Genomic DNA, 24,111 nt, shown 5'->3' on the forward strand with positions numbered 1-24,111 from the left:
TTAAGCTATGTCCTTTTATATAAAATTTTAATTTATGAGGAGGTCTTATGAATAGAAAAAAAATAGTAGCCTTAATACTTACTACAATAATATTAAGCAATAGTGGGATTCAAGTTATTTTGGCTAAGGCGAGTTCAAATAATGCTCAAAAGAAACCCGTTATTGAAAGTGTAATAGACCAAAGTGAGATAAAAGCTACAGCCACATCAGAGCAGAGTATCGATCCTGCTATAAATGCTATAGATGGAAATTTGGAAACTATGTGGCATACAAAATGGGATGGAAGTGATGAATTACCTCAAAGTATTACATTAGATTTAGGGAAAGAGAGAGTAGTATCATCAATAAAATTAGACTCTAGACTTTCAGAGGATAATGGAAAAATAAAAAGGTATGAAATAATTTCAAAGAATGAAGTTATTCATAGTGGAACATTAAGAACAGATATTTTAACTAATGTAATTAGATTTGAAAATCCAATAGAGACAGATAATATAACAATAAAAGTAATTGAAGGTGTTGGAGGATTTGCAAGCCTTGCTGAGGTTAATGTATATGAGACTACTGGAATGGCTAAAAAGGTATCGGAATACAATAATTTAAGGATAGAAAATGGGGCTAATGGAAACGCTAATTCTGATTTAAATAAAATAAATTCTCTAAAACAAGGGACAATAATTACAAAGTTTGATGTAAAGGGAGATGGAATACAGACAATTTTCAGTGCTAGTAATAATAAAAAAAATAATAGTCACTTTCATTTATATGTACAAAATGGAGGCATAGGGTATGAAATAAGAAATGAAGGCACAAATTCATTCAATATTAAAGGTAATATTGATGTAAGTCTAAATAAAGGAATAAATACTGTAGCATTTAAAGCAGAAGAAGGGGCAGGATATTCACTTTATCTAAATGGAAAAAAAGTTAAGTTTGATAAAAGGGAAGATTTTAAATTTATATTTGATATTGAAGAAATAAATAGTATTGATGTAGGAAAGACAGATAGATTAAATGGAAATGAATATAACTTTACTGGAGATATAGATTTTATAGATATATATGATGTAGCATTAGCTGATGATTATTTAGTAAAAAAGACTGAGGAGACGAAAATGGATAAGTTACCTTTACCAGAAGGTGCTTATATAAGTGATCCAGTTGATGTATTTAAACCGAATGATTTAGGGTCAAAAGCATTTAGAATTCCATCTTTAATTACGACTAACAAAGGAACGATGATTGCTGGAATAGATGCTAGAATAAACCATGGTGGTGATTCACCTAATAATATAGATGCTGCAATTAAGAGAAGTGAAGATGGAGGAAATACATGGATAGATGGGCAAAAAATAATAGACTATCCAGGCAATGCATCAGTAATAGACTCCTCATTACTTCAAACAGATGATGGCAAAATATTTTTATTTATAACAGCGTTTCCAGAAGGATATGGATTTGGAGCATCAAGACAAGGAACTGGTTTTGAAGAATTCCAAGGAGAAAATTGTATGCTTTTATTTGATGGAGCGGGTACAAAAGGACAAGCTGGTCAAGGCAATAAATATTATATAAAACCAGGCGGAAGAGTATTTGATTCAAATGGTATAGAAACTGCTTATAGAGTAGATGCAAATAATTATTTATATGAAGATGGAAAAGCTGAGGCTATAGGAAATACCTTCCTTCCAACAGCTAAATTAAAAGCTTATGGTACAGCATATCTTGCATTAGTTGAGAGCACTGATGATGGTAAGACTTGGAGTGAGCCAGAACTTATATCAGGACAAGTTAAAAAAGATTGGATGAAATTCCTAGGTACTGGACCAGGAAGAGGAATTCAAATAAAAAGTGGAGAGAAGAAAGGAAGAATAGTATTCCCTGTATACTATACTAATCCAAATGGATTCCAATCAAGTGCTGTGATATATAGTGATGATAATGGTAATACATGGGATATTGGAGAGTCTCCAAATGATTCAAGAAGTGATCAGTCAGCGAATTCTGATACTATAAGATCAGGAAATGAATTAACAGAGTGTCAAGTGGTTGAAATGCCAGATGGTCAATTAAAATTATTTATGAGAAATACAGGAGAGTATGTTAGAATTGCAACAAGTTTTGATGGTGGTGAAACTTGGCATGAAGATGTTACTGAGGATAGAAATTTAAGAGAACCATATTGTCAATTAAGCGTAATAAACTATAGCAAAACAGTTGATGGGAAACCTGCTGTTATTTTTGCAAATCCAGATGAAGCTTATCCTAATAGAAGGAATGGAACAGTCAGAATAGGTGTAATTAATGAAATTGGAACCTATGAAAATGGTGAGAAAAAATATGAATTTGATTGGAAATATAATCAAAGTATTATTTCAGGACATTTTGCATATTCATGTTTAACAGAACTTCAAAATGGGGATGTTGGATTATTATATGAAGGAACAGGTAGTGCTGAAATGTCATATAGAAAGATGAGTTTAGATTATATAAAGACAGATCTAATAGAGAGTGCTAAGGCGGCTGAAATAGTAAGTACAGAAACTTTAGATAATGATTTAAGTTATTTACCTGGCGAAGAAATTAATATAATGGTTAACTTTAATCAAACAATAAGTTTATTTGGAAATAGAGATATAAAAATATTAATTGGAGATAGAGAAGTACAATTAAATATGAAAGAATATAAAAATGGTAAGTCAGTAGTATATACTGGAGTAATACCTTCAGACATATCAACTGGAAGTAAAGATATAGTGATTAAATCTCAAGATGGTTTAGACATAGTAACTACTACTGGAAAAGTAACAAATTTATCTACTAATATAAATACTAATTTATCTATAGATATTAAATAAATATATATTATTAAGCTAAAGGTAGTATAACTTAGAAAATTGATAATATAAAGCTATAATATTTTTAGAAACTATTATAGTAATATAGTTATTATAGAAGTTGTAGTAATTATATTAGCAAAAGATTAAAATCCAAAAAGAACATAGCATTTATATGCTATGTTCTTTTATTAAATTAAGATTTTGAAACACCAGCCATATTAGATAATAGTTTTACAAATTCACGTTTAATAATAGTATTTGATATAAAAAATACTTTAATTTTGTTATTATAATTTGTGTAAGCAACTCTACAGTTAATAGCATTATCTAGTGGAATTTTATATTCATAGATAGTTTTACCATTATATATGTAGTTTTGAACTGCTTTAATCTTGTAAGGACTACTTTTTATTATATCTGGAAGTCTAAAAAGTATATTATTTATAATTAATTCTTCATATTTTTTGTTTGCTTTGAAGAATTTCTTTAAGATATTATTATCTTCAATAATTATATTTTCCTTCATTTATTCATCTCCTTAATGAGAGGATATAATATTAAACCATAATTTACTGCTCCTTGGAAATTCACGTTTCTTTAGAGTTTTTAAGAGTTTCTTTAGTTTATCAAGTTTTAAATCTCTATACTCACATTGAAAAAAACCATCTTCTATTACATCAAAGGAATGTTCATTTTTTATAATTAATATTTTTCTATCTTTCTTAAAAGGTCTAATATCTATTGAATCATTCACATTGATTTTCTTTAATGTATTTATAGTGGTTCTAATAAAACTATCAATATTTATCATAATAGATGCCTCCCTAATTAAATTATACTGACTATAGCTAAATAGGTTAAATATATTTTTTTTATGATAATTATTGTGTATACTTATATATAGAAAATATAAATTAGAAATGGGAGTTTTAAAATGATAAGAAGAGGACATCTAGAAGATTTTGATATATTATTTAAATGGATTAATGATGAAGATGTAATAAAGTTTTCACGTTATAAAAAGGAAATGGATTTAGAAGAATTTAATTCATGGTTTGATAGTAAATTAGATAATTTATTTGTTATAGAAGAAGATTTAGTTCCACTAGGTCAAGTATCCTTTGAAGTATCAGAAGATAACTATGAAGCTATAATTAGTTATAGTGTTGATAGAGATGAAAGAGGAAGGGGGTACGGAAAAGCTTTAATACACTACATAGTAAATTTCATTAAAGAAAATAGAGATGATATCAAAAAGGTAAGTGCATTTATTAGTACTGACAATGAAATATCAATAAAGATTTTTGAAAATGAAGGATTTAAAAGAGAATTTGAAGAAGATGAATATTTAAAAGTTACTTTAAATATCAGATAATCTTTAAATATTATATTTTAAAAGAGATAAGAAATAATACATTTTGTATTTAGTCTTATCTCTTTTTTTATTATTTAAAAAGTCTTTAGAAAGTCTTTAGATTTATTAGAAAAATATCTTTAAAATTATACCTTAAAATATAAATATATTAATTGGAAGGAGTGAAATACAATAATATATAAAATATAACAATATATACTAAAAATATAAATACTTATTTACTAATATGTTATATAATGGGGACGTAAAGGGATGAAAATAGGAAAAGGGGTATTTAGAGATGAAAGCATATAATGTTTTAGTAGTTGAGGATGAAAGGGAAATAGCTGATGCTATAGAAATATATCTAGTTAATCAAGGATATAAAGTTTTTAAGGGATACAATGGAGCTGAAGGTTTAAAAGTAATTAAAAAAGAAAATATTCATTTAGCGATAGTAGATATAATGATGCCAGTTATGGATGGGATAGCACTTACTATGAAGCTTAGAGAAAAGTATGACTTTCCAGTTATAATGTTATCTGCAAAATCAGAAGAAATGGATAAGATACTTGGACTTAATATAGGAGCTGATGATTATGTATCAAAACCTTTTAATTCTTTAGAACTTTTAGCTAGAGTTAATTCACAGCTTAGAAGATATGCAAAGTATTTAAATGTTGTTGAAGAGACAAAAGAAAAGGAAAATAAGATTATTATTGGTGGATTGGAGCTTGATATAGATAGCAAAGAACTTACTTTAGATGGGGATTTAATAAAGACAACACCAATAGAATTTAAAATATTACATTTACTTATGAAGAGCGCAGGAAGGGTATTCTCTTCAGAGGAGATATATGAAAGGGTTTGGAATGAACAAGCTGTAAGTACTGATACAGTTATGGTTCATATAAGAAATATAAGGGAGAAGATAGAGATAGATCCTAAGAATCCAAAATATTTAAAGGTGGTATGGGGAGTTGGCTATAAATTTGAAAAAATTTAATAATAAGTTAGAAAAGTTTAATGATAAAAAGAAGATAAGTGCAATAATTTTAAGCCTTATAATGATAATTTCTATAGGATTATGCATGATGTATCCTAAAATAAATGAAGAATATAGATCTAATTTTGATAACTTCAATAGAAATGAAAAATTTTATGAAAAGATATATGGATCAATGTATTCTAGTTATTTTTGGATATTAGGAAATAAAGTAGATGAAAATACAGATAAAGTAGAAGAAGTTAAATATGATGTTTTAGTTAAAGATAAATATAAGTACTATGAAAACTTTATAGAGGAATTTAATAATAGTCTATTTCCAGAATGGGAGAGATATTTGCATGACGATATGCTAGCAACTTATACAAAAAATAAAGAAAATGATTTTATTATTAGTACTGGAAATGTTGCAATATCAGATTTATTATATTTTAATGAAGATAGAAGGTTTGGAAAGAGTAATTTTGATTTTTATGTAATTATGGATTTTGATAAGAATGGCAATTTAACAATAACAGATATATGGGGAGATACTGAGGAGAATTTTAAAAGAAATATTAAATTAGCAACAGAAAAGAGTAGAGTCCCAAGTAATTACTTAAATCCTATAAAAGATGCTACATTAGCTTTTGCAGTTCCTACAGGTGCTTATGCTTATTATACGAATACTGCTATAGAAGAAGCAATAAACTCTGAATCATTTATATATATAAATGTACCATTAGGTATAATTATATTACTTGCAATATTTATTCCATATAAAGTATTAAAGAAAATTATTGGGTTTAAGATATTTAAAAAGCTACCGTTTGAAATAAATATATTACTTACTGCATTTATATTGTTTTTAATAATACAAGCACCAAGTTCCATTATGCTTAAAACTATAGAAGATACATTTGTTTTTTCTTCACATCTTTCAGTATCTAATGAAACTAAAAATGTTTTTGTGTATATTGCAAATATATTCTATTGGTTTATATGCTTTACTTATATATTCTATGAAGTAATATATATTAAATATATATTTAAAGAAGGAGTAAAAAGATATTTTAAACAAAATATATTATTAGTTAAATTCTTTAGTAAAATTAATAAAGGATTAGGTAAACTATTTAAATATGTTAGAAATATAGATTTAAGAGAGAAGAACAATAAAAAAATATTTGTAATAATAGTGATTAATTTTATTATTATATGTATGATTTTCTATATAGTTGTAATATGTGCATATACCTTTGGAGGCGGAGGATATTTAATAGTATTATCAATATTTTCAATTTACTTAGTAATAATGTTTATAATACTTAAAAGATCTGAAAAGAAGATATCTTCAAATTATAAAAGATTACTTAAACAAACACATGAGATGTCAAACGGAAATTTAGACTTTAAGGTTGATGAAGACTTGGGTATGTTTAATGAATTAAAAGATGAACTTCAAAAGATACAAGGTGGATTTAAGAAAGCTGTAGATGAAGAAGTTAAAAGTCAGAATATGAAAACTGAACTTATATCTAATGTATCCCACGATCTAAAGACTCCATTAACATCAATAATATCTTATGTAGATTTATTAAAAAGTGAAGAAGATGAGAATAAGAAAAAACAATATATAGAAACATTAGATAAAAAATCTCAAAGGCTTAAAGTTTTAATTGAAGATCTATTTGAGATGAGCAAAGCATCTAGTGGAAATATAAATTTAAATATAATAGACGTTGATATAATATCTTTAATAAAGCAAACTATGATAGAACTTAATGATAAAATAAAAGAATCAACTGTAAAGTTTAAGTTTAATCATCAAGAAGAAAAGATAATCTTACCTTTAGATAGTCAAAGAACTTTTAGAGTTTTTGAAAATCTTATACTGAATATAACTAAGTATTCTATGAAAAATTCAAGAGCATATATTGATGTTATAAAAAGGGAAGATAAAGTTCAAATAACCTTAAGAAATATATCAGAGAATGAACTAGATTTTAGAGAAGCGGAAATAGTAGAGAGGTTCGTTAGAGGCGATAAGTCCCGTAATACGGAAGGCTCTGGTCTTGGACTTGCAATAGCAAAAAGCTTTGTTGAACTTCAAGGTGGAACTTTTAATATAAGTTTAGATGGAGACTTATTTAAGGTAATGATAGAATTTAATATAAACTAGATTTAAATTTTTGTATAAAGTAAAATAGTTTATATATTTATTTTAATATATATTAAATCTATATTGATTATGGAAGAGATAAATAGAATAATTATATAATTCTAGCAAATAAGGTATTTAAATATTCATTATTAAAATTCGAAGATAGAATTAAAGCAAGAAGTTTTATAAAAATAAATCTATAGAAGAAAACTTATAAGTATTATTAAAATTAATTGCAGAAAGAAAATAAGAATTAAATAATTAATATTTTATGGTAATACAATTGATATTGCCATAATTTTTTTTAGAAGAGTGTTATTGTAAGGTTTTTATAAAATAATTAATAAAATTAAATAAATCTATACAAAATGTATATAAGTTGTTAACAAATGTAATTATTTACTATGGTAAGATATTCTTGTATTTACACTAAGGAGGAATAATAATGTCAAAAGAGAAGAAGTCAATATTTAAAAGATGGTGGTTCTGGCTAATAGTAGTAATAATTATAATAGGGGCAGTACAAGCTGGTTCAAACAAACCAACTAAAGTTGATGGTTCATCAAATACAGCTAGCAATTCATCAGATAACTCAAAGAAAGAGAAGTCTAATGAAACACAAACTTTTAAAGTTGGAGACACTATACAAACAAAGGATTTTAAAATAAAGGTTAATAAAATAACTACAAGTAACGGAAGTGAATTCGTTAAACCACAAAAAGGAAATGAATTTGTAAAAGTTGATGTAACTGTTGAAAATACTTCAAAAGAAGAACAAGCAGTTTCATCTGTCATGATGTTTAAAGTGGTTGATAAAGATGGAAGATCATGTAATCAGGCAATTACTGAAAATCAAAAAGGTCAATTAGATGGTAAAGTAGCTCCAGGAAGAAAAATAACTGGTGAATATATTGTTGAAGCGCCAAAAGGAGAAAAAGGATTAGAATTGCAATTTGATAGTTCATTACTTTCAAGTGGACAAGTAATAGTTAAATTAAATTAATTAAAATAAAAGCCGGTTTAATCGGCTTTTATTTATAATATATTAGGATATAAATGATATTAAAAAGAGGATATATAAGTTTAGTATTAAACTTATATATCCTCATTATGTTATGGTGTAGTTATTAATTTTACATTTTTTCAAACATAGATTTTAATATAGCTGTTGAATTTTTAACTCCAATTGGAATGAACTCTTTATAATCCATTGTTGCACCGTTATTTGCATTATCTGAAATTGAACGGATGATTACAAATGGAACATTATTAAGATATGCAACTTGAGCAATAGCTGCGCTTTCCATTTCTACAGCAGAAGCATTAAAATTCTTTTCAATCTCAGCTACCTTATCATGACTTGCAATAAATTGATCTCCTGATACTATTCTTCCTACATGAGATTTAATATCTTTATGATCTTTTGTAGCTTCGATAGCTAAATTTAATAATCTTTCATCAGCTTTAAAATCATAAACATCCATTCTAGGAATTTGTCCAACCTTATCACCAAATACTGATGTATCCACATCATGTTGAACATAAGTATCTCCTATAACGATATCCCCTGGATATATATCTTTGGATACTCCACCAGCTACACCAATATTTATTAATGAATTAACTTTAAATTCACTTACTAATATTTGTGCACATGATGCAGCATTAACTTTACCGACACCTGATACTACAGCAACTACAGGCTTTCCCCATAAGTTTCCTTCATAAAATGTTAAGTCATTTTTCTTAACTTCTTTAGTATCCTTCATATCTTTTAAAAGAACTTCAAGTTCCTCATTCATAGCTCCTATAATACCTATAGTTTCCTTTGTGTTAGTAGCAGATTTTGATGAATTGCTACAGCCAAGGAAAGTAGTTGATGTTATTAATATCATAGATATTAATATTAATAATCTCTTTTGTAATTTCAAAATTTTGTCCCCCTAAATAAGATTTAATATGTACAATTACGAATTATAAATATGATTTTACATATAATATTCGTAATACGAAAGTTATTATACTGGAAAAACACGAATAAAACAACAAGTTTATTAAAAAAAGTTCAGTAAATATCTTTTTTACTATAAAAATGTAAAAATAAAATAAAAACCTATTGTAATAAAAAGGTAAAAATGAAAAAATAGTAGTTTTTATAGGTAAGTTTACAACTTCTCCAAATTCGATTAGTAATTATTTAAAAACATTCATGTTTCGTTCTTTGACTTGAATTATAAGTAGCATTAAAATTAAGAAGTACTTAGAGATAAGTGTAAATATTATAAAATTAATACAATGAATAAATAAAAATTAAAATAAATATTTGATAAAATAATATTTTAACTTTTATTTATCCACTGAATTTATAAAAATTGGAGGGATAATTATGAATATTTACATTAGCATATTGTTTCGTGCAATACCACTATTAATGGGTGCTGTATGTTTAGGATATGGTTTTTATGTTAATGCATTAAAACAAGCAACGGGAACAGGATTTATTGTTGCAGGACATGTTCTTATATTTTTAACAGCAATATGTATTGCATTATTTACAACTGCTGCGACAATCATAAGACAAATAATAAATAAATATAATAACTTTTATAAATGGATATTACCTATAATAGGTTATGCAAGTGGAATTTTTACAGTTATTGCAGGTATTTATTTTTGGAGAACAGCAGGAGATAATGCAGCTTATTTTGTATCAGGAAATATAATATTTGCTGTAGGATTAATAACCTGTTGTGTAGCAACAGTTGCAACATCTTCGACTAAATTTTCTATGATAACTAAAAATGAAGATGCTTTAAAACCAGGAGAAAAACCAAAAGGTGGATTCACAAGTGGTCAGGCTAAAGCATTAATAGCTGTTCCTATAATTTGTACAATAGTTGGACTTGCAAGAGGAGTATATTTAATATTTAGTGAAGAAATAACACCACATTTTGTAGCAGCTCATGTAGTAATAGGAATATCACTAATATGTGCAAGTTTAATTGCATTAGTAGTAACTATTGTTAGACAAATACAAAATGTATTCTCTAATAAAGAAAGATGGAAATGGAGTAAATTCGTAATTTTAATGGGTACAATAGATTTAGTATGGGGTATTATAATACTTATAGTATGTAAGAGCCCAGCTTGGATTGCTCCAGGCTATGTAATGATTGGACTTGGATTTGTATGCTATAGTATTTCAAGTAAGGTAATATTACTTGCCGCTGTATGGCGCCAATCTTGTGCATTAGGTAATAGAATACCATTAATACCAGTAATAACAGCACTTATTTGCTTATTTTTAGCAGCATTTTTATTAGAAGCTGCACAATTTAATGCTGCATACTTTGTTCCAGCGCGTGTTATGGTAGGACTTGGAGCTGTATGCTTTACATTATTCTCAATAGTTTCAATATTAGAAAGTGGAACATCAAAACAAGTTGAATGATATAAATATTAAATATATAAGTATTTAATACTGATAAGCCTAAAGGAGATAAATCCTTTAGGCTTATTTTCGTAGTATAAAAATATAATTTATAAAATAATATGTAAGTATGACTATTAATAAAAATAAAGAGTATAAAAAAAAATATTAAATAATTATTAATAATATAAAAAGAGTTATATAATACCTTTTATGTAGGAAAAATATAGTATATAATATAAGCATATAATATATAAAAATAAACGGAGGAGATAATAATGATTAGTAGAAGTGAAATTAAAACTATGGCAAAGGAACAATTAAGGGGAAATTGGGGAATTGCAGTATTAACATTTTTAATTTATGGAATAATAATAAGTTCATCAGGATTTGAAAAGACAATTGATAGACTACCATTTATAGATTCTTCTTTATCAACTTATTATGGTTTATCTATTTCTATAAATATAATAGCTTTATTACTTGGAGGACTGGTTTCAGTTGGTATTAGTAAATTTTCATTAAATTTAGTTAGACATGAAAATGCAAGCCTTGGAGATTTATTCTCAAATTTTAATATTTATCTAAAAACTTTAGGATTATATTTACTTATGGGAATAGCTGTTGCTATAGGTTTAATATTATTAATAGTACCAGGAATTATACTATCTCTTATGTTCTCACAAGTATATTATATCTTAAGTGAAGATAATGAAAAATCTATAACTCAATGCTTAGAGGAAAGTGCTAGATTAATGAAAGGTTATAAATGGGATTACTTTGTACTAGAATTAAGCTTTATTGGATGGTGGATAGTTTCATTAATAACATGCGGAATAGGTGCTTTATGGGTAGCTCCATATCAAGGTATAACAGAAGCAAATTATTACATGAAATTAAAAGAAGAAAATAGATTTACTAAATTATAAAAATAAAATTATAGTTATTTTGAAAGCTGATTTTGTATTTTACAAAATCAGCTTTTTAAATTAAAGCATTTTTTAGATAAGATATTATATAAAACAAGAAAATTAATTGAATAAATAGTAAAATATATAGATAAATGGTAAAATGAATATATTTAATTATAAATAGAATTAGAAAGTAAGGGAGTGAATGATGAAAACACTTATAAATTTAAAAAGAAAAGATGGATTAAATATAATAGCAGAAATTAAAGAATTAGATGAGACTTATATTCATAAAATTATGACACTTCAAAATAATATCATTGATAATATTGATAATAAAGAATTGTATGCCCTAACTTCAGAAAATGAATTTAGAGAAATAATTAATGGAAAAGGAAAGGTTATTGGATGTCTAACAAAGAATGAAGAATTAATAGCTCTTGGAGTTTATGGGAATTTTAAATATGATAAAAATAATTATGGACATGATATAGATATTAAAGGAGAGAAGCTTTTAACTATAGGACAAATTGAATCAATAATAGTAAGTGAGGAATATAGGGGAAATAGACTTCAAGAAAAACTTTGCAAGATATTAGAAGAGATAGGGAAATTAAATAAAACATCTATTATGTGTGCAACAGTATCACCAAACAATCATTTTAGTCTAAAGAATTTTTTATTATTAGGATATGAAGTACAGAAAGAAAAGCTTAAATATGGTGGTATGAGAAGATATATTTTAGTGAAGCAGTTATAGATTTGATATAATTGTATTAGGTATGGGAGGATTGAGTATGAGGCTTGAGGAACTTATAAATAAGCATTATGATAAATTAAATCATAATGATATGCACATATGGAAGTATATATTTAATAATAAAAAAGAATGTACTAATTTAACAATTGATGAATTAGCAGCAAAGTGTAATGTTTCAAGAACAACAATATTAAGATTTGCACAAAAGCTATCACTAAAGGGATATAGTGAGCTTAAAACATATTTAAGATGGGAACTTGATGAAAATAATTATATTGAAGAAGATATAATAAATAGGATTTGTAATGACTTTAATAGATCTATTGAAGATATGAGACAGAAAGATTTTACTAAAATATGCAGAATGATTTATGAAGCAAAAAGGGTGTTTGTATATGGGACAGGAGCTGTTCAAACATCAGTAGCACAGGAAATAAAGAGAATATTTTTATCAGGTCAAGAATGTTTTTATATTGTAGATGGTGGAGATGAGACGGAAATGCTATTAAGAACTATCTCTTCAGATGATCTTATAATATTGATTTCTTTAACTGGAGAATCAGATCATATAATAAATTTTGCAAAGGGCTTAAACTTAAGAAATGTACCAATAATATCAATAACAAAGCTTAAAAATAATGAATTAGCAAGATTAAGCAAAGAAAATATATACATAACAACATCTATGCTTAATATTGGAACCGAAAGGGAATACGAAGCAACAACAGCCTTTTTCATATTAGTAGAGATATTATTTGTAAAATATAGTGTGTATAAGAGTAAACGTAAGGAAGATGTTTTAATTAACAACTAAAAATAACAGCAAATAAAAGTAAGCAATTAAAAGCTTACTTTTATTTTTTTGAAGAGAATAATTAAGTAATACATGAAATTTATTAGTATTGCCTTGAATTTAAAGTTATTAAAGTAGTTAAAATTTAAATTGTGTGAAAAATCACTAATAAAGAGAGAAATCACAATATGTGAGAATGGGTACCTATATGCTCCAAAAGTCTTGATAACGTTTAATTTAATTGGTAATATCTTGAATATGAGGTACCTCTCATGTTAATAAAGAGTTTTATAGATGGGAGAGAATAAAAGTTATGATGCAAAAAATACAACGTTTTGGGGGAGCTATGTTTACGCCAGTATTGTTATTTGCTTTTGCTGGTATTATGGTAGGATTATCAATATTATTTAAAAATGCTGAAATAATAGGTTCCTTGGCAGACCCTAACGGGCTATGGTATAAGGGCTGGATTATTATTGAGGAGGGTGCTTGGACTGTATTTAGACAATTGCCACTTCTATTTGCAATTGGACTTCCTATAGGTCTTGCAAAGAAACAACAAGCTCGTGCATGTATGGAATCTCTTGTAGTATATCTGACATTTAATTATTTTTTAGGTGCTTTTTTATCACTTTGGGGAGAAAATTTTGGAGTTAACTTTGCAGCAGAAGTTGGTGGAGGTAGTGGGCTAACGCTTATTGCTGGAATAAAAACATTAGATACTGGTATGATAGGTGCAATATTAATATCTGGAATAGTTGTATATTTACATGATAAATATTTTGATACAGATCTTCCAGAATTTTTAGGAACTTTTAAAGGGTCTTCTTTTGTTGTTATGATATCATTCTTTGTAATTATCCCAGTTGCATTAATCATGGCATTTATTTGGCCAAAGGTACAAGGAATGATAGGAGAGCTTCAAGGATTCTTGACATCATCTGGAGTTATAGGAGTATGGGTATATACATTCCTTGAGAGAATTTTACTACCAACAGGATTACATCATTTTATCTATTCACCTTTTATTTTTGATGCAGCTGTTGTAGAAGGAGGAATAAATGTTTATTGGGCAACTCATTTAAATGAATTTGCAACATCAGCCCAAAGTCTAAAGGAAATGTTTCCAGCAGGTGGATTTGCGCTACATGGATTATCTAAAGTATTTGGTTCAATTGGTATAGCAGGAGCATTATATGTTACAGCTAAACCAAATAAGAAAAAAATTGTATTAGGACTTTTAATACCAGCTACATTAACGGCAGTTGTCGCAGGAATAACTGAACCTTTAGAATTTACATTTTTATTTATAGCACCAGTTTTATTTTTAGTACATTCGCTACTTGCGGCAACTTTATCAGCAGTATCATTTGCGCTAGGGGTTGTAGGAAACTTTGGTGGTGGACTTATTGATTGGGCGGCACTTAATTGGATACCTTTATATAAATATCATTCAGATACTTATATTACTCAAATAATAGTTGGTCTTATTTTCTCAGTAATTTATTTTATTGTATTTAGATATTTAATATTAAAGTTTAACTTTACTACTCCAGGAAGGGAAGAAGAAACTGAAGATACAAAGCTTTATAGTAAAGCAGATTATAAAAATAAAAAGGGAGCAGGAAATGAAGAATTAAAGGAAAAGGGAATAGATATAAATGTAAGTAAAGCAGAAAAATTTCTAGAAGCATTAGGAGGAAAAGATAATATTATTGATGTGACTAATTGTGCTACAAGACTTAGAATATCAGTTAAAGATGAAACAATAATAGAAGATGCAAGCGTATTTAAAAGTGTAGGAGCACATGGTCTGGTTATTAATGGAAAGGCAGTGCAAGTTATAGTTGGATTGTCTGTGCCAACAGTTAGAGAAAAATTCGAAGCATTATTAGATTAACATAAATAAATTTATTTTAATTTGGAATACTAAATGAATAAGTAGTTTGGAGGATAAATATGAGAGAATACACTGGAATTATAGATAGTAAGTCTATAACTGATAATTCAAAAAAATATGGAAGCTTAAAATTAGCAATGGTACTATTTATAGTCTTTCCTATATTGTTTTTAATATATTTATATATGAGTACAACAATGATAGGTGGAGATTTAGTAGGAGCAATTTCTGAAGATCCGCTGCTAAATATTGCATTTATAATCGCAATGATAAATCCTTTTTGTGGGTATTTATGCAAAGTAATATTAAAAGATATAGATGAAGGAAAAGATAAAGAGATTATAAAAATTAATTTATTAATTCTTACAATAGCACAAGTATTTGTATTTAATATAGTTGTAGTTATACTATTAAGTATAACTTTGTATAGAAATTTTAAATGGAATAGTATAAGTAAAAAACATATTGTTAGAATAATTAATTATAGGTATGCTATTTCAAGGATTGCAAGCTCTAGTACTATTTTTCTTATATGCCTAATGTGCTTATTCATAACAGTAAAATTAAAATAGTTAATATATTTAAAGTTAGGTTACTTATTAAGTAGTCTAACTTTTTGTTTTGTAAATATTAAATTAAAGATAGTGAAAATTCACAGTAAATGATACTAATTAACAAGAACTGAGACTACTCCCTAAGTGGCTAAAATCCATTGTTTATGGGAATTCGCTCTGATAGTATAAAGACATAAACAATATTAAAATAAATGGGTTAAAAAAGGGAGGAATTTTTATGAAGAAATTTTCAGTAGTTATTGCAGGTGGGGGAAGCACTTTTACACCAGGCATAGTGTTAATGTTATTAGATAATTTGGACAAATTCCCAATAAGAAAAATTAAATTTTATGATAATGATGAAGAAAGACAAGATACAATTGCTAAAGCCTGTGAAATAATCTTGAGAGAAAAAGCAAGTGATATAGAATTTTTAGCAAGTACTGATCCAGAAGAAGCCTTCACTGATGTAGATTTTGTAATGGCTCACATAAGAGTTGGAAAATATAAAATGAGAGAATTAGATGAAAAAATTCCTTTAAAGCATGGAGTTGTAGGTCAAGAAACATGTGGACCAGGAGGGATTTCTTATGGTATGAGATCAATAGGTGGAATATTAGAGATTCTAGAATACATGGAGAGATACTCACCTAATGCATGGATGCTTAATTACTCAAATCCAGCGGCAATTGTAGCTGAAGCAACTCGTAGATTAAAACCAAATTCTAAAATTTTAAATATATGTGATATGCCAATTGGAATAGAAGGACATATGGCTGAAATTGCAGGACTTAAATCAAGAAAAGATATGATAGTTAAATATTTTGGATTAAATCATTTTGGATGGTGGTCAAGCATTACTGATAAAGAAGGAAATGATTTAATGCCAATAATTAGAGAACATGTATTAAAACATGGATATGAAGTTAATGTTGATGAACATCAGCATACTGATGAGAGTTGGAATGATACATTTAGAAAGGCTAAAGATATATTAGAACTTGATAAAGATTATCTTCCAAACACATATCTTAAATATTATTTATTCCCAGATTATGTGGTTGAGCATTCAGATAAAGAATATACAAGAGCAAATGAAGTTATGGATGGAAGAGAAAAGTTTGTCTTTGGAGAATGTAGAAAAGTTGTTGAAAGAGGTTCAACAGAAGGATGTGAATTACACATAGATGAACATGCTTCATATATAGTTGATTTAGCAAGAGCTATATCATATAACACTCAAGAAAGAATGCTTTTAATAGTAGAGAATAATGGAGCAATAGAAAACTTTGATAAGACAGGAATGGTTGAGATTCCATGCTTAGTTGGAAATAATGGACCGGAACCAGTTAGAATAGGGACTATTCCACAATTCCAAAAAGGGTTAATGGAACAGCAAGTATCTGTTGAAAAACTTGTTGTAGAAGCATGGATAGAAAAATCATATCAAAAGTTATGGCAAGCAATAACTTTATCAAAAACTGTACCAAGTGCAAAAGTTGCAAGAGATATATTGGATGATTTAATTGAAGTAAATAAAGAGTACTGGCCAGAATTAAAATAATTATATATATATTAAAAATAAGCTTAGGTAAATTCACCTAAGCTTATTTTATTAATTTTAAATTTAATATATAGGATTTTACTAGATTTGCATATATAGATTATATAATAGTTTGATTAAGGTGGCATTTAAGGCTTTGGTCATATATTAATAATTTATAAGAGGTGATTTTATGAAGAGTAAAAATACAAATAATATAAGAGGAATAGATATTAGCAATTGGCAAGCAAATGTAAGTTTTTCTAAAGTAAAAAGTGACGGAATAGAAGTAGTTATAATAAAGGCTACAGAAGGAATTAACTTTGTAGATAAAAGACTTGATGAACACTATAAAGGTGCAAAAAATCAGGGGCTTAAGATAGGTTTTTATCATTTCATGAGTGATACAACTAATCCAAAAGATCAGGCAAAGGATTTTTGGAACGTCATAAAAGATAAGAAATTTGATGTAATTCCAGTTCTTGATATAGAAAAAGAGAATCAAGGAAGAAATGCAAAAGGTGTAACAGATAGATGTATTGAATTTTTAAACGAATTTAAATCTTTAAGCGGATATGAGTGTATTATATATACTTACACATATTTTGCAAAAAGTAAATTAGATAATAGGCTTAAAAAATATCCACTATGGATAGCGCATTATGATGTTAATACTCCAGGTGATAACGGGATATGGTCTGATTGGGTAGGATTCCAATATACTGATAAAGCTAAAATTCGTGGAGTTAGTGGTAATTGTGATGCAAATGAGTTTACTGATGATATATTTATAAATAGATCAAACAATAATTCTAATTCTTCAAATTCATCAAGTAATGCTAAAAAGGAACTTTGGGAAGTTAGTATAAGTGGAAGTATAGTTAGTGATTTGCAAAAAGAACTCAATAAACAAGTTGGAGCAAATTTAAAAGTAGATGGATATTTTGGTGATAAGACCCTTAATGCGAGTATCAATTTATCAAAAGGAGCAAGAGGTAATATTACAAAAATAGTACAAAGAAGATTAGTAGCTAATGGATATTCAATTGGGAAGTTTGGTGTAGATGGAGTGTTTGGTGATAGTACAGAAAGCGCTATAAAAAGCTTTCAAAAAGATAAGAAATTATCTATAGATGGAATAGTTGGAAAGAATACTTGGAGACGATTATTTAGTAAATAAAGAAAAGGTGATGATTTTTCATCACCTTTTTTATTTGAAAAATATTATTAGTATTAGAAAATATTTTAAACATGATTAAAAAATACTTACATATAATGTATTGGAATATATAACAAATATCTATTATATGAGTACAGGATTAGATACTGCTTAGTATTAAATAAATTAATTTATGTATAGCTATTTTTAAAATTACTAAGACATATTCTAAGTAAGTATCAAAAATAGAGGGGGGAGTAGTATGAAAAGCTTAAAAAAGAAAAGTCGGAAAGTCTCGCTACTTATGTTAGTTATTTTTACTTTTATGACTATTGCTAATTTAAATATTAAAGTAGCAAAAGCAGCAGAAGATGATTACAAGACATTAGGGGATGTCAAGGAGGTTACTAAAGATGATAATGAAGTTACAATAAAGCTTGAAAATGAAGAGGTTAAGATAACTTTTTATAAAAACGACTTATTTAGATTATGGATGGATCCAGATAAAGACTTTGATGATCCTACAAGAGGAAAGATAATAGATAAAACAGAAGAAGAATTTATAAAAGAACATGGTAATGTAAATGTTAATAAAGAGGATGTTGGAGATTATTATAAAATAACTACAGAAAAAGTTGTTCTTAGAGTATATAAATCTCCCATGAGATTAGCATTATATAAATCTGATAATAAATCAGTTATATGGGAGGAAGAAGCACCGTTAAAGTATAATGGCAGGAAAACTATTCAAACATTAAAAACAGCTGATACAGAACAATTTTATGGTGGAGGAGTTCAAAATGGATACTTCTCACATAAGAATAAGAAAATAGATGTAAAATTAAAAATATCTCATTGGAATGATGGTTCAGTATCAAATCCAGTACCATTCTATATGAGTAGTAACGGTTATGGTGTATTTAGAAATACATTTAAACCAGGACAATATGATTTTAAGAAAACTGCAACAATGACTCATGATGAAAATAGATTTGATGCATTTTACTTTGCTGGTGGATCTTTTGATGAAGTTATGAATGGATATACTGAATTAACAGGTAGACCACAACTTATGCCAAATTATAGTTTCTATGGAATTGATGCAGACTGTTATAAAGATACAATGGATGGATTAGAAGTTGTAAAGGGATATGTAGATAATGATATGCCAAGAGGTGTTATTCTTCCAAATGACGGATATGGATGTGGATATACTGATCTTAAAGGGTTTGTAGATGAGGCAGCTAAATCAGGATTTAAGACTGGTCTTTGGACAGAGAACGCTTTAGATAAACTTGCAACAGAGGTTAAAGAATATGGAGTAAGGGCAATAAAAACAGATGTAGCATGGGTAGGGCCTGGATATGAATTTGCCTTTGATGCCGTTGAATCAACAAATAAAGGAATAGAAAATAATTCAGATGCTAGATCATATGTTGTAAGTATTTGTGGATGGGCAGGAACTCAAAAAAATGCTGCAGTTTGGTCAGGAGATCAAAGTGGAGATTGGGAATATATTAGAATGCATATACCAACTTATATTGGTGGTGGAATGTCAGGTATGCCATATATAGGATCTGATATTGATGGTATATTTGGAGGATCTGCTAAAACTTATACTAGAGATCTTCAATGGAAGGCATTTACTCCAACTACTTTAAATATGTCAGGTTGGGCTGCAAATGATAAGCAACCTTGGATACAAGGAGAACCGTATACAAGTATAAATAGAGATTATTTAAAGTTAAAATCACGAATGCTTCCTTATATGTACACTTATGCTAATGAAAGTTATAAAACAGGTGCGCCTATTATGAGAGGTATGGTTTGGGAGTATCCAGAAGATCCATATACTTTTGGAACAGAAACTCAATACCAATATATGCTTGGAAAGAATCTTCTAGTTGCTCCAGTTTATGAGGATACAGAAGTTTGGAATGAAATATATCTTCCAGATGAAAATCAAGTATGGATAGATTATTTTACTGGAGAACAATACAATGGTGGACAAGTTATAAATAATTTTGATGCACCACTTTGGAAGTTACCTCTATTTGTTAAAAATGGAGCTATAATACCTATGTATCCAGAATCAAATTATGCAAGTGAAGTTGTAGCAGATAAAGATCATCCAATTACTTTTGATATTTATCCATCAGGAAAAACTTCATTTGAATTATATGAAGATGATGGTGAGTCAAGAGATCATAGAGAAGGTGCTTATGCGAAGACTTTAATAGAGTCAAATGCACCTAAGAATGGAGATGGAAAAGCTGAATTTATAGTTAATCCTACAAAAGGAAATTATTCAGGAATTCAAGAAACAAGAAAGAATGAATTCTCAATTCATACAAGAGTTAAACCAGAAAATATTAAATTAACTATCGGAGGAGAAGAAAAGACAGTTACTATAGTTAATAGCAGAGAAGAATATGATAACTCAAATGGAAATGTTGCATACTTTAATGAAAATATAACAGTGGGACCAGACAAAGCTAAAGCAGCACCAATATTATTTGTAAAAACTGAGGCTACTTCAATTAGAAATATGATAAAGGTTAAAGTTGATAAATTTAATAATGATGCGCCAAAAGGTAATATAGAACATGATAAAGTTCCTGTGGTACCTACATCATTAAAAGCTACTAAAGTAATCGATAAAGAAATAGTAGTTGGATGGGATGAAGTAGAAGATTCTACTTCATATGATTTAATGATAAATAATATTCTTTATACAAATGTAAAATCTCCATATACTCATGATGGATTAAAGGAATTAACAGATTATGAATTTAAAGTTAGAGCAGTTAATTCCAAAGGTGCTTCAGAGTGGAGTAATCCTTTAAAGGTTTCAACAATAGAAGATTTATTAAAAAATGTTGTTCCAGCAGAAGAAATGAAAGCAACAGCCTCAAGTGAACAACCAGGAGAAACTGCTGATAAAGCTGTTGATGGAGATATAGGTACTCTATGGCATACTAAATGGGGTGAAGATGGAATACCAGCTGAGTTTGTTATAGATATGAGCAATATTTATGAATTAGAAAAATTTGAATATGTTTCAAGACCTAAGGGTTCAAATGGGAATATTACTAAATATAATCTTTCAATGAGTTTAGATGGTGTAAACTATATGCCTTTATATACTGATGGAGTTTGGAAGGATGATGGAGCCACTAAAGTAATAAAATTTGAAGAACCTATAAAAGCTAGATATCTAAAAATTGATGCTTTAGCTGGTAATGGAAACTTTGCAGCAGCTCATGAATTTAGACCATATAAGGTTGAAGGAACTAGTAAGACACCAGTTGGTGATTATACTGGAGATAATAGGGTTGATAATGGAGATTTAGTATTTATAGACAACTATATGGGCGTTAAAATTGGAGATAATGATTGGAATTATGCTGAAAAAGCAGATTTAAACTTCAATGGATATATAGATGCTTATGATTATGCATTCGTAGCAAGTAAGGTCGGATCAACTCTTGTGCCATCAGGTAATGAGGTTTCAGGAAAAATAAATCTTCTTCCAGAGAAAAAATCTCTAAAGAAGGGAGAAGAAATTGAAGTTAAATTAGTTGGTACAAACTTAAAGGATGTTTATGCATTTGATAGTTTTATTAAGTTAAATAGTGATAAATATGAATTAGTTAACTGTACAGGAAGCTGTGGTAAGGATGTTGTATTTGTAAAATCAGGTTTAACTAAAAATATGGATAATGTATCATCACTTAAAACAGATGATAAGGGCACTATGTTAGTTACAACGCTTTCTAATAGAGGAAATATACCACCTATTAATAATGATGGAACACTTGGAACATTTAAAATAAAGGCTAAGGTAGATACTGAATTTGATCTTAAGGTAAATGATTCAAGAGTAGTTGGAACAGATTATACGAGCAAAGATTCAATTGGAGAAGTATTAAATCCTGAAGATGAGATTCCAGAACTTAAACCAGTATATGAAAATGTAGCAAAAAATGAAATGAAAGCTACAGCAACGTCAGAAGAAACTGGCGGCGGTGATACAGCAGCTAAGGCTATTGATGGTAATATAGATACGATGTGGCATACACCATGGTTTGATCCAGTACCACCAGTAGAAGAACAAGTATTGACAATTGAGTTTAATAAGAAAACTCATATTTCAAAATTAGGTATAACACCAAGAAAGACAGGAGACAATGGTGTAATTAAAAAGTATGAAGTTTATGCAATAAATGGAGAAGAAGAAGCTTTAATTGGAGCAGGTGGAGCAGAAAATATAAAAGATAGATCAACAAATATATTTGAATTAAGAGGAAAAGAAGTATTAGCAGATAAAATAGAAATAAGAGTTCTAGAAGGATATAATAAATGGGCGTCTATAGCAGAAGTAGATGTTGAAAGAAAGAATGATGGAACTTTAGAGGTTGAATCAGTCCAGTTTAATAAAGAAAACCCATCAGAAATAAAAATTGGAGAAATATTAGAATTTGGAGCTTATGTATTACCAAAAGAAGCTACAAATCAATATGTATCTCTTAAGAGTAGTAATGAAGCAATAGTCAAAATAAATAAGATAAAAACAGATGATGGAATAAAAACTATGATAGAAGGAGTTAATGCTGGAAAAGCCACAATAACAGCTACTTCTCTTGAAGGAAATAAAGAGGCTACAACTGAAATTACAGTAAAAGCTGAAGAACCTCCAGTAATACCTGTAACAGGAATTAAGTTAGATAAAACTTCAGTAGAATTAAAAAAGGGAAGCACTGAAACTATTAAAGCTAATATAACTCCAGAAAATGCAACTAATAAAAATATTATTTGGAGTAGTCTTGATGAAAAGGTAGCATCTGTAAAAGATGGTGTTATTACAGCTATTGACTCTGGAACAACTAAGATATTAGTTACATCAGTAGATGGAGGATTTACAGCAGAGTGTACAGTTACTGTTAAAAAAGATTCTAGCGAACCAGAAAAACCAGAGAAACCAAATAAAGATAAATTAAAAGAGGCTATAGATAAAGCATCAGCATTAAAGGAAGAAGACTATACTCAAAATAGCTTCGATAAAGTTTTAAAAGCTTTAGAATCAGCAAAATCAGTTATGGATAATGAAAAAGCAACAGATAAAGAGATAGAAAATGCTATAAAAGCTTTAGAAAAAGCAATGGAACAACTTGAAAAACCAGGAAATCCTAATGAGGTAGATAAAGAAAAGTTACAAGAATTATTAAAAGAAGCATTAAAGCTTAATAAAGATGATTATACAGAAGAAAGTTTTGATAAATTACTAAAAGCTTTAGAGTCAGCTAGACTTGTAATGACAAATAATGAAGCAACACAAAAAGAAGTTGATAAAGTAATAGATGAACTAAATAAGGCTATAGATAAACTTGTTAAGATTAATAAACCAAGCATACCAAATAAGCCAAATAAACCAAATAATCCAACAACTCCTGGAATAAATAATGGATCAGGAAATGCAGGTAATATACCATCTACAGGATTTAATAATACTGGTATGATTGCAGTTGCTGTAATACTAATAGGAGTAGGATTTGTACTATTCTTTTATGATAGAAAAAGAAAGATAAATAAGTAATAACAAGAAAGGATTTTTAAGGAATATTCCATTAAAAATCCTTTTTTATAGGAATTTAAATTTAATATTTTAAAGCTAGATATTCTGGTCAAAATCATTTACAATTAAAACCATATATGAAT

Annotated in this window: 17 protein-coding genes; 14 read left to right on the forward strand and 3 right to left on the reverse strand. The window is 27.9% G+C overall.

Features of this window, described 5'->3' with window-relative positions; all coding sequences use genetic code 11:
- Positions 1-47: 47 nt before the first annotated feature.
- Positions 48-2,858, forward strand: coding sequence for a sialidase domain-containing protein (locus JOC62_RS11215; protein WP_204595366.1), 2,811 nt, complete (start codon positions 48-50; stop codon positions 2,856-2,858).
- Positions 2,859-3,033: 175 nt separating this feature from the next.
- On the opposite strand, the gene JOC62_RS11220 is transcribed toward JOC62_RS11215, so the two are convergent.
- Positions 3,034-3,366, reverse strand: a complete 333-nt coding sequence (locus JOC62_RS11220) for a hypothetical protein (RefSeq protein WP_204595367.1) — start codon at positions 3,364-3,366, stop codon at positions 3,034-3,036.
- Positions 3,367-3,378: 12 nt separating this feature from the next.
- Entirely contained in the window at positions 3,379-3,651 is a 273-nt protein-coding gene (locus tag JOC62_RS11225) for a hypothetical protein (RefSeq protein ID WP_204595368.1), read from the reverse strand.
- Between the two features lie 123 nt (positions 3,652-3,774).
- Between JOC62_RS11225 and JOC62_RS11230 the strand changes: the two genes are divergently transcribed.
- The 4 genes from JOC62_RS11230 to JOC62_RS11245 all read left to right on the forward strand — a co-directional run bounded on the left by JOC62_RS11230 (position 3,775) and on the right by JOC62_RS11245 (position 8,346).
- Positions 3,775-4,215, forward strand: a complete 441-nt coding sequence (locus JOC62_RS11230; RefSeq protein ID WP_204595369.1) for a GNAT family N-acetyltransferase — start codon at positions 3,775-3,777, stop codon at positions 4,213-4,215.
- Positions 4,216-4,495: 280 nt separating this feature from the next.
- Positions 4,496-5,200 (forward strand): response regulator transcription factor, encoded by a 705-nt coding sequence (locus JOC62_RS11235; RefSeq protein ID WP_204595370.1) that lies wholly within the window; start codon positions 4,496-4,498, stop codon positions 5,198-5,200.
- Positions 5,187-7,361, forward strand: coding sequence for a histidine kinase dimerization/phospho-acceptor domain-containing protein (locus JOC62_RS11240; RefSeq protein ID WP_204595371.1), 2,175 nt, complete (start codon positions 5,187-5,189; stop codon positions 7,359-7,361). Before JOC62_RS11235 ends, JOC62_RS11240 begins: the two co-directional genes overlap by 14 nt.
- Before the next feature lie 427 nt (positions 7,362-7,788).
- A complete protein-coding gene (locus JOC62_RS11245) occupies positions 7,789-8,346 on the forward strand; it encodes a DUF4352 domain-containing protein (RefSeq protein ID WP_207758182.1) in 558 nt (185 codons plus the stop codon).
- Positions 8,347-8,476: 130 nt separating this feature from the next.
- On the opposite strand, the gene JOC62_RS11250 is transcribed toward JOC62_RS11245, so the two are convergent.
- Positions 8,477-9,238: a 5'-methylthioadenosine/adenosylhomocysteine nucleosidase gene (locus tag JOC62_RS11250; RefSeq protein ID WP_204595436.1), complete on the reverse strand. Its 762-nt coding sequence runs from the start codon at positions 9,236-9,238 to the stop codon at positions 8,477-8,479.
- A 491-nt stretch (positions 9,239-9,729) separates the two neighbouring features.
- Here JOC62_RS11250 and JOC62_RS11255 point away from each other — a divergent pair, with 491 nt between their 5' ends.
- From JOC62_RS11255 to JOC62_RS11295, 9 genes are all read left to right on the forward strand, one after another.
- Entirely contained in the window at positions 9,730-10,794 is a 1,065-nt protein-coding gene (locus JOC62_RS11255; protein ID WP_204595372.1) for a DUF2776 family protein, read from the forward strand.
- 257 nt (positions 10,795-11,051) lie between these two features.
- Positions 11,052-11,702: a DUF975 family protein gene (locus tag JOC62_RS11260; protein ID WP_207758183.1), complete on the forward strand. Its 651-nt coding sequence runs from the start codon at positions 11,052-11,054 to the stop codon at positions 11,700-11,702.
- A gap of 190 nt (positions 11,703-11,892) precedes the next feature.
- Entirely contained in the window at positions 11,893-12,444 is a 552-nt protein-coding gene (locus tag JOC62_RS11265) for an N-acetyltransferase (protein ID WP_204595373.1), read from the forward strand.
- 37 nt (positions 12,445-12,481) lie between these two features.
- Complete coding sequence (locus JOC62_RS11270) at positions 12,482-13,258, forward strand: MurR/RpiR family transcriptional regulator (protein WP_204595374.1); 777 nt, start codon at positions 12,482-12,484, stop codon at positions 13,256-13,258.
- A 292-nt stretch (positions 13,259-13,550) separates the two neighbouring features.
- Positions 13,551-15,137, forward strand: a complete 1,587-nt coding sequence (locus JOC62_RS11275) for an alpha-glucoside-specific PTS transporter subunit IIBC (protein ID WP_204595375.1) — start codon at positions 13,551-13,553, stop codon at positions 15,135-15,137.
- A gap of 59 nt (positions 15,138-15,196) precedes the next feature.
- The gene (locus JOC62_RS11280; RefSeq protein WP_204595376.1) at positions 15,197-15,709 is read left to right on the forward strand and encodes a hypothetical protein; all 513 of its coding nucleotides are present in this window, start codon (positions 15,197-15,199) and stop codon (positions 15,707-15,709) included.
- 220 nt (positions 15,710-15,929) lie between these two features.
- Positions 15,930-17,255, forward strand: coding sequence for a 6-phospho-alpha-glucosidase (locus JOC62_RS11285; protein ID WP_204595377.1), 1,326 nt, complete (start codon positions 15,930-15,932; stop codon positions 17,253-17,255).
- 172 nt (positions 17,256-17,427) lie between these two features.
- Positions 17,428-18,414: a GH25 family lysozyme gene (locus JOC62_RS11290; RefSeq protein ID WP_204595378.1), complete on the forward strand. Its 987-nt coding sequence runs from the start codon at positions 17,428-17,430 to the stop codon at positions 18,412-18,414.
- Positions 18,415-18,655: 241 nt separating this feature from the next.
- Entirely contained in the window at positions 18,656-23,989 is a 5,334-nt protein-coding gene (locus JOC62_RS11295) for a discoidin domain-containing protein (RefSeq protein ID WP_204595379.1), read from the forward strand.
- Positions 23,990-24,111 lie beyond the last annotated feature (122 nt).

This window comes from Clostridium sardiniense (assembly GCF_016907995.1).
Taxonomy (GTDB): Bacteria; Bacillota; Clostridia; order Clostridiales; family Clostridiaceae; genus Clostridium; species Clostridium sardiniense.

Excerpts from the sequence above, each read along its gene's own strand:
- JOC62_RS11215 (WP_204595366.1), top strand. The coding sequence starts at position 48 with ATGAATAGAAAAAAAATAGTAGCCTTAATACTTACTACAATAATATTA.
- JOC62_RS11220 (WP_204595367.1), bottom strand. The coding sequence starts at position 3,366 with ATGAAGGAAAATATAATTATTGAAGATAATAATATCTTAAAGAAATTC.
- JOC62_RS11225 (WP_204595368.1), bottom strand. The coding sequence starts at position 3,651 with ATGATAAATATTGATAGTTTTATTAGAACCACTATAAATACATTAAAG.
- JOC62_RS11230 (WP_204595369.1), top strand. The coding sequence starts at position 3,775 with ATGATAAGAAGAGGACATCTAGAAGATTTTGATATATTATTTAAATGG.
- JOC62_RS11235 (WP_204595370.1), top strand. The coding sequence starts at position 4,496 with ATGAAAGCATATAATGTTTTAGTAGTTGAGGATGAAAGGGAAATAGCT.
- JOC62_RS11245 (WP_207758182.1), top strand. The coding sequence starts at position 7,789 with ATGTCAAAAGAGAAGAAGTCAATATTTAAAAGATGGTGGTTCTGGCTA.
- JOC62_RS11250 (WP_204595436.1), bottom strand. The coding sequence starts at position 9,238 with ATGATATTAATAACATCAACTACTTTCCTTGGCTGTAGCAATTCATCA.
- JOC62_RS11255 (WP_204595372.1), top strand. The coding sequence starts at position 9,730 with ATGAATATTTACATTAGCATATTGTTTCGTGCAATACCACTATTAATG.
- JOC62_RS11260 (WP_207758183.1), top strand. The coding sequence starts at position 11,052 with ATGATTAGTAGAAGTGAAATTAAAACTATGGCAAAGGAACAATTAAGG.
- JOC62_RS11265 (WP_204595373.1), top strand. The coding sequence starts at position 11,893 with ATGAAAACACTTATAAATTTAAAAAGAAAAGATGGATTAAATATAATA.
- JOC62_RS11270 (WP_204595374.1), top strand. The coding sequence starts at position 12,482 with ATGAGGCTTGAGGAACTTATAAATAAGCATTATGATAAATTAAATCAT.
- JOC62_RS11275 (WP_204595375.1), top strand. The coding sequence starts at position 13,551 with ATGATGCAAAAAATACAACGTTTTGGGGGAGCTATGTTTACGCCAGTA.
- JOC62_RS11280 (WP_204595376.1), top strand. The coding sequence starts at position 15,197 with ATGAGAGAATACACTGGAATTATAGATAGTAAGTCTATAACTGATAAT.
- JOC62_RS11285 (WP_204595377.1), top strand. The coding sequence starts at position 15,930 with ATGAAGAAATTTTCAGTAGTTATTGCAGGTGGGGGAAGCACTTTTACA.
- JOC62_RS11290 (WP_204595378.1), top strand. The coding sequence starts at position 17,428 with ATGAAGAGTAAAAATACAAATAATATAAGAGGAATAGATATTAGCAAT.
- JOC62_RS11295 (WP_204595379.1), top strand. The coding sequence starts at position 18,656 with ATGAAAAGCTTAAAAAAGAAAAGTCGGAAAGTCTCGCTACTTATGTTA.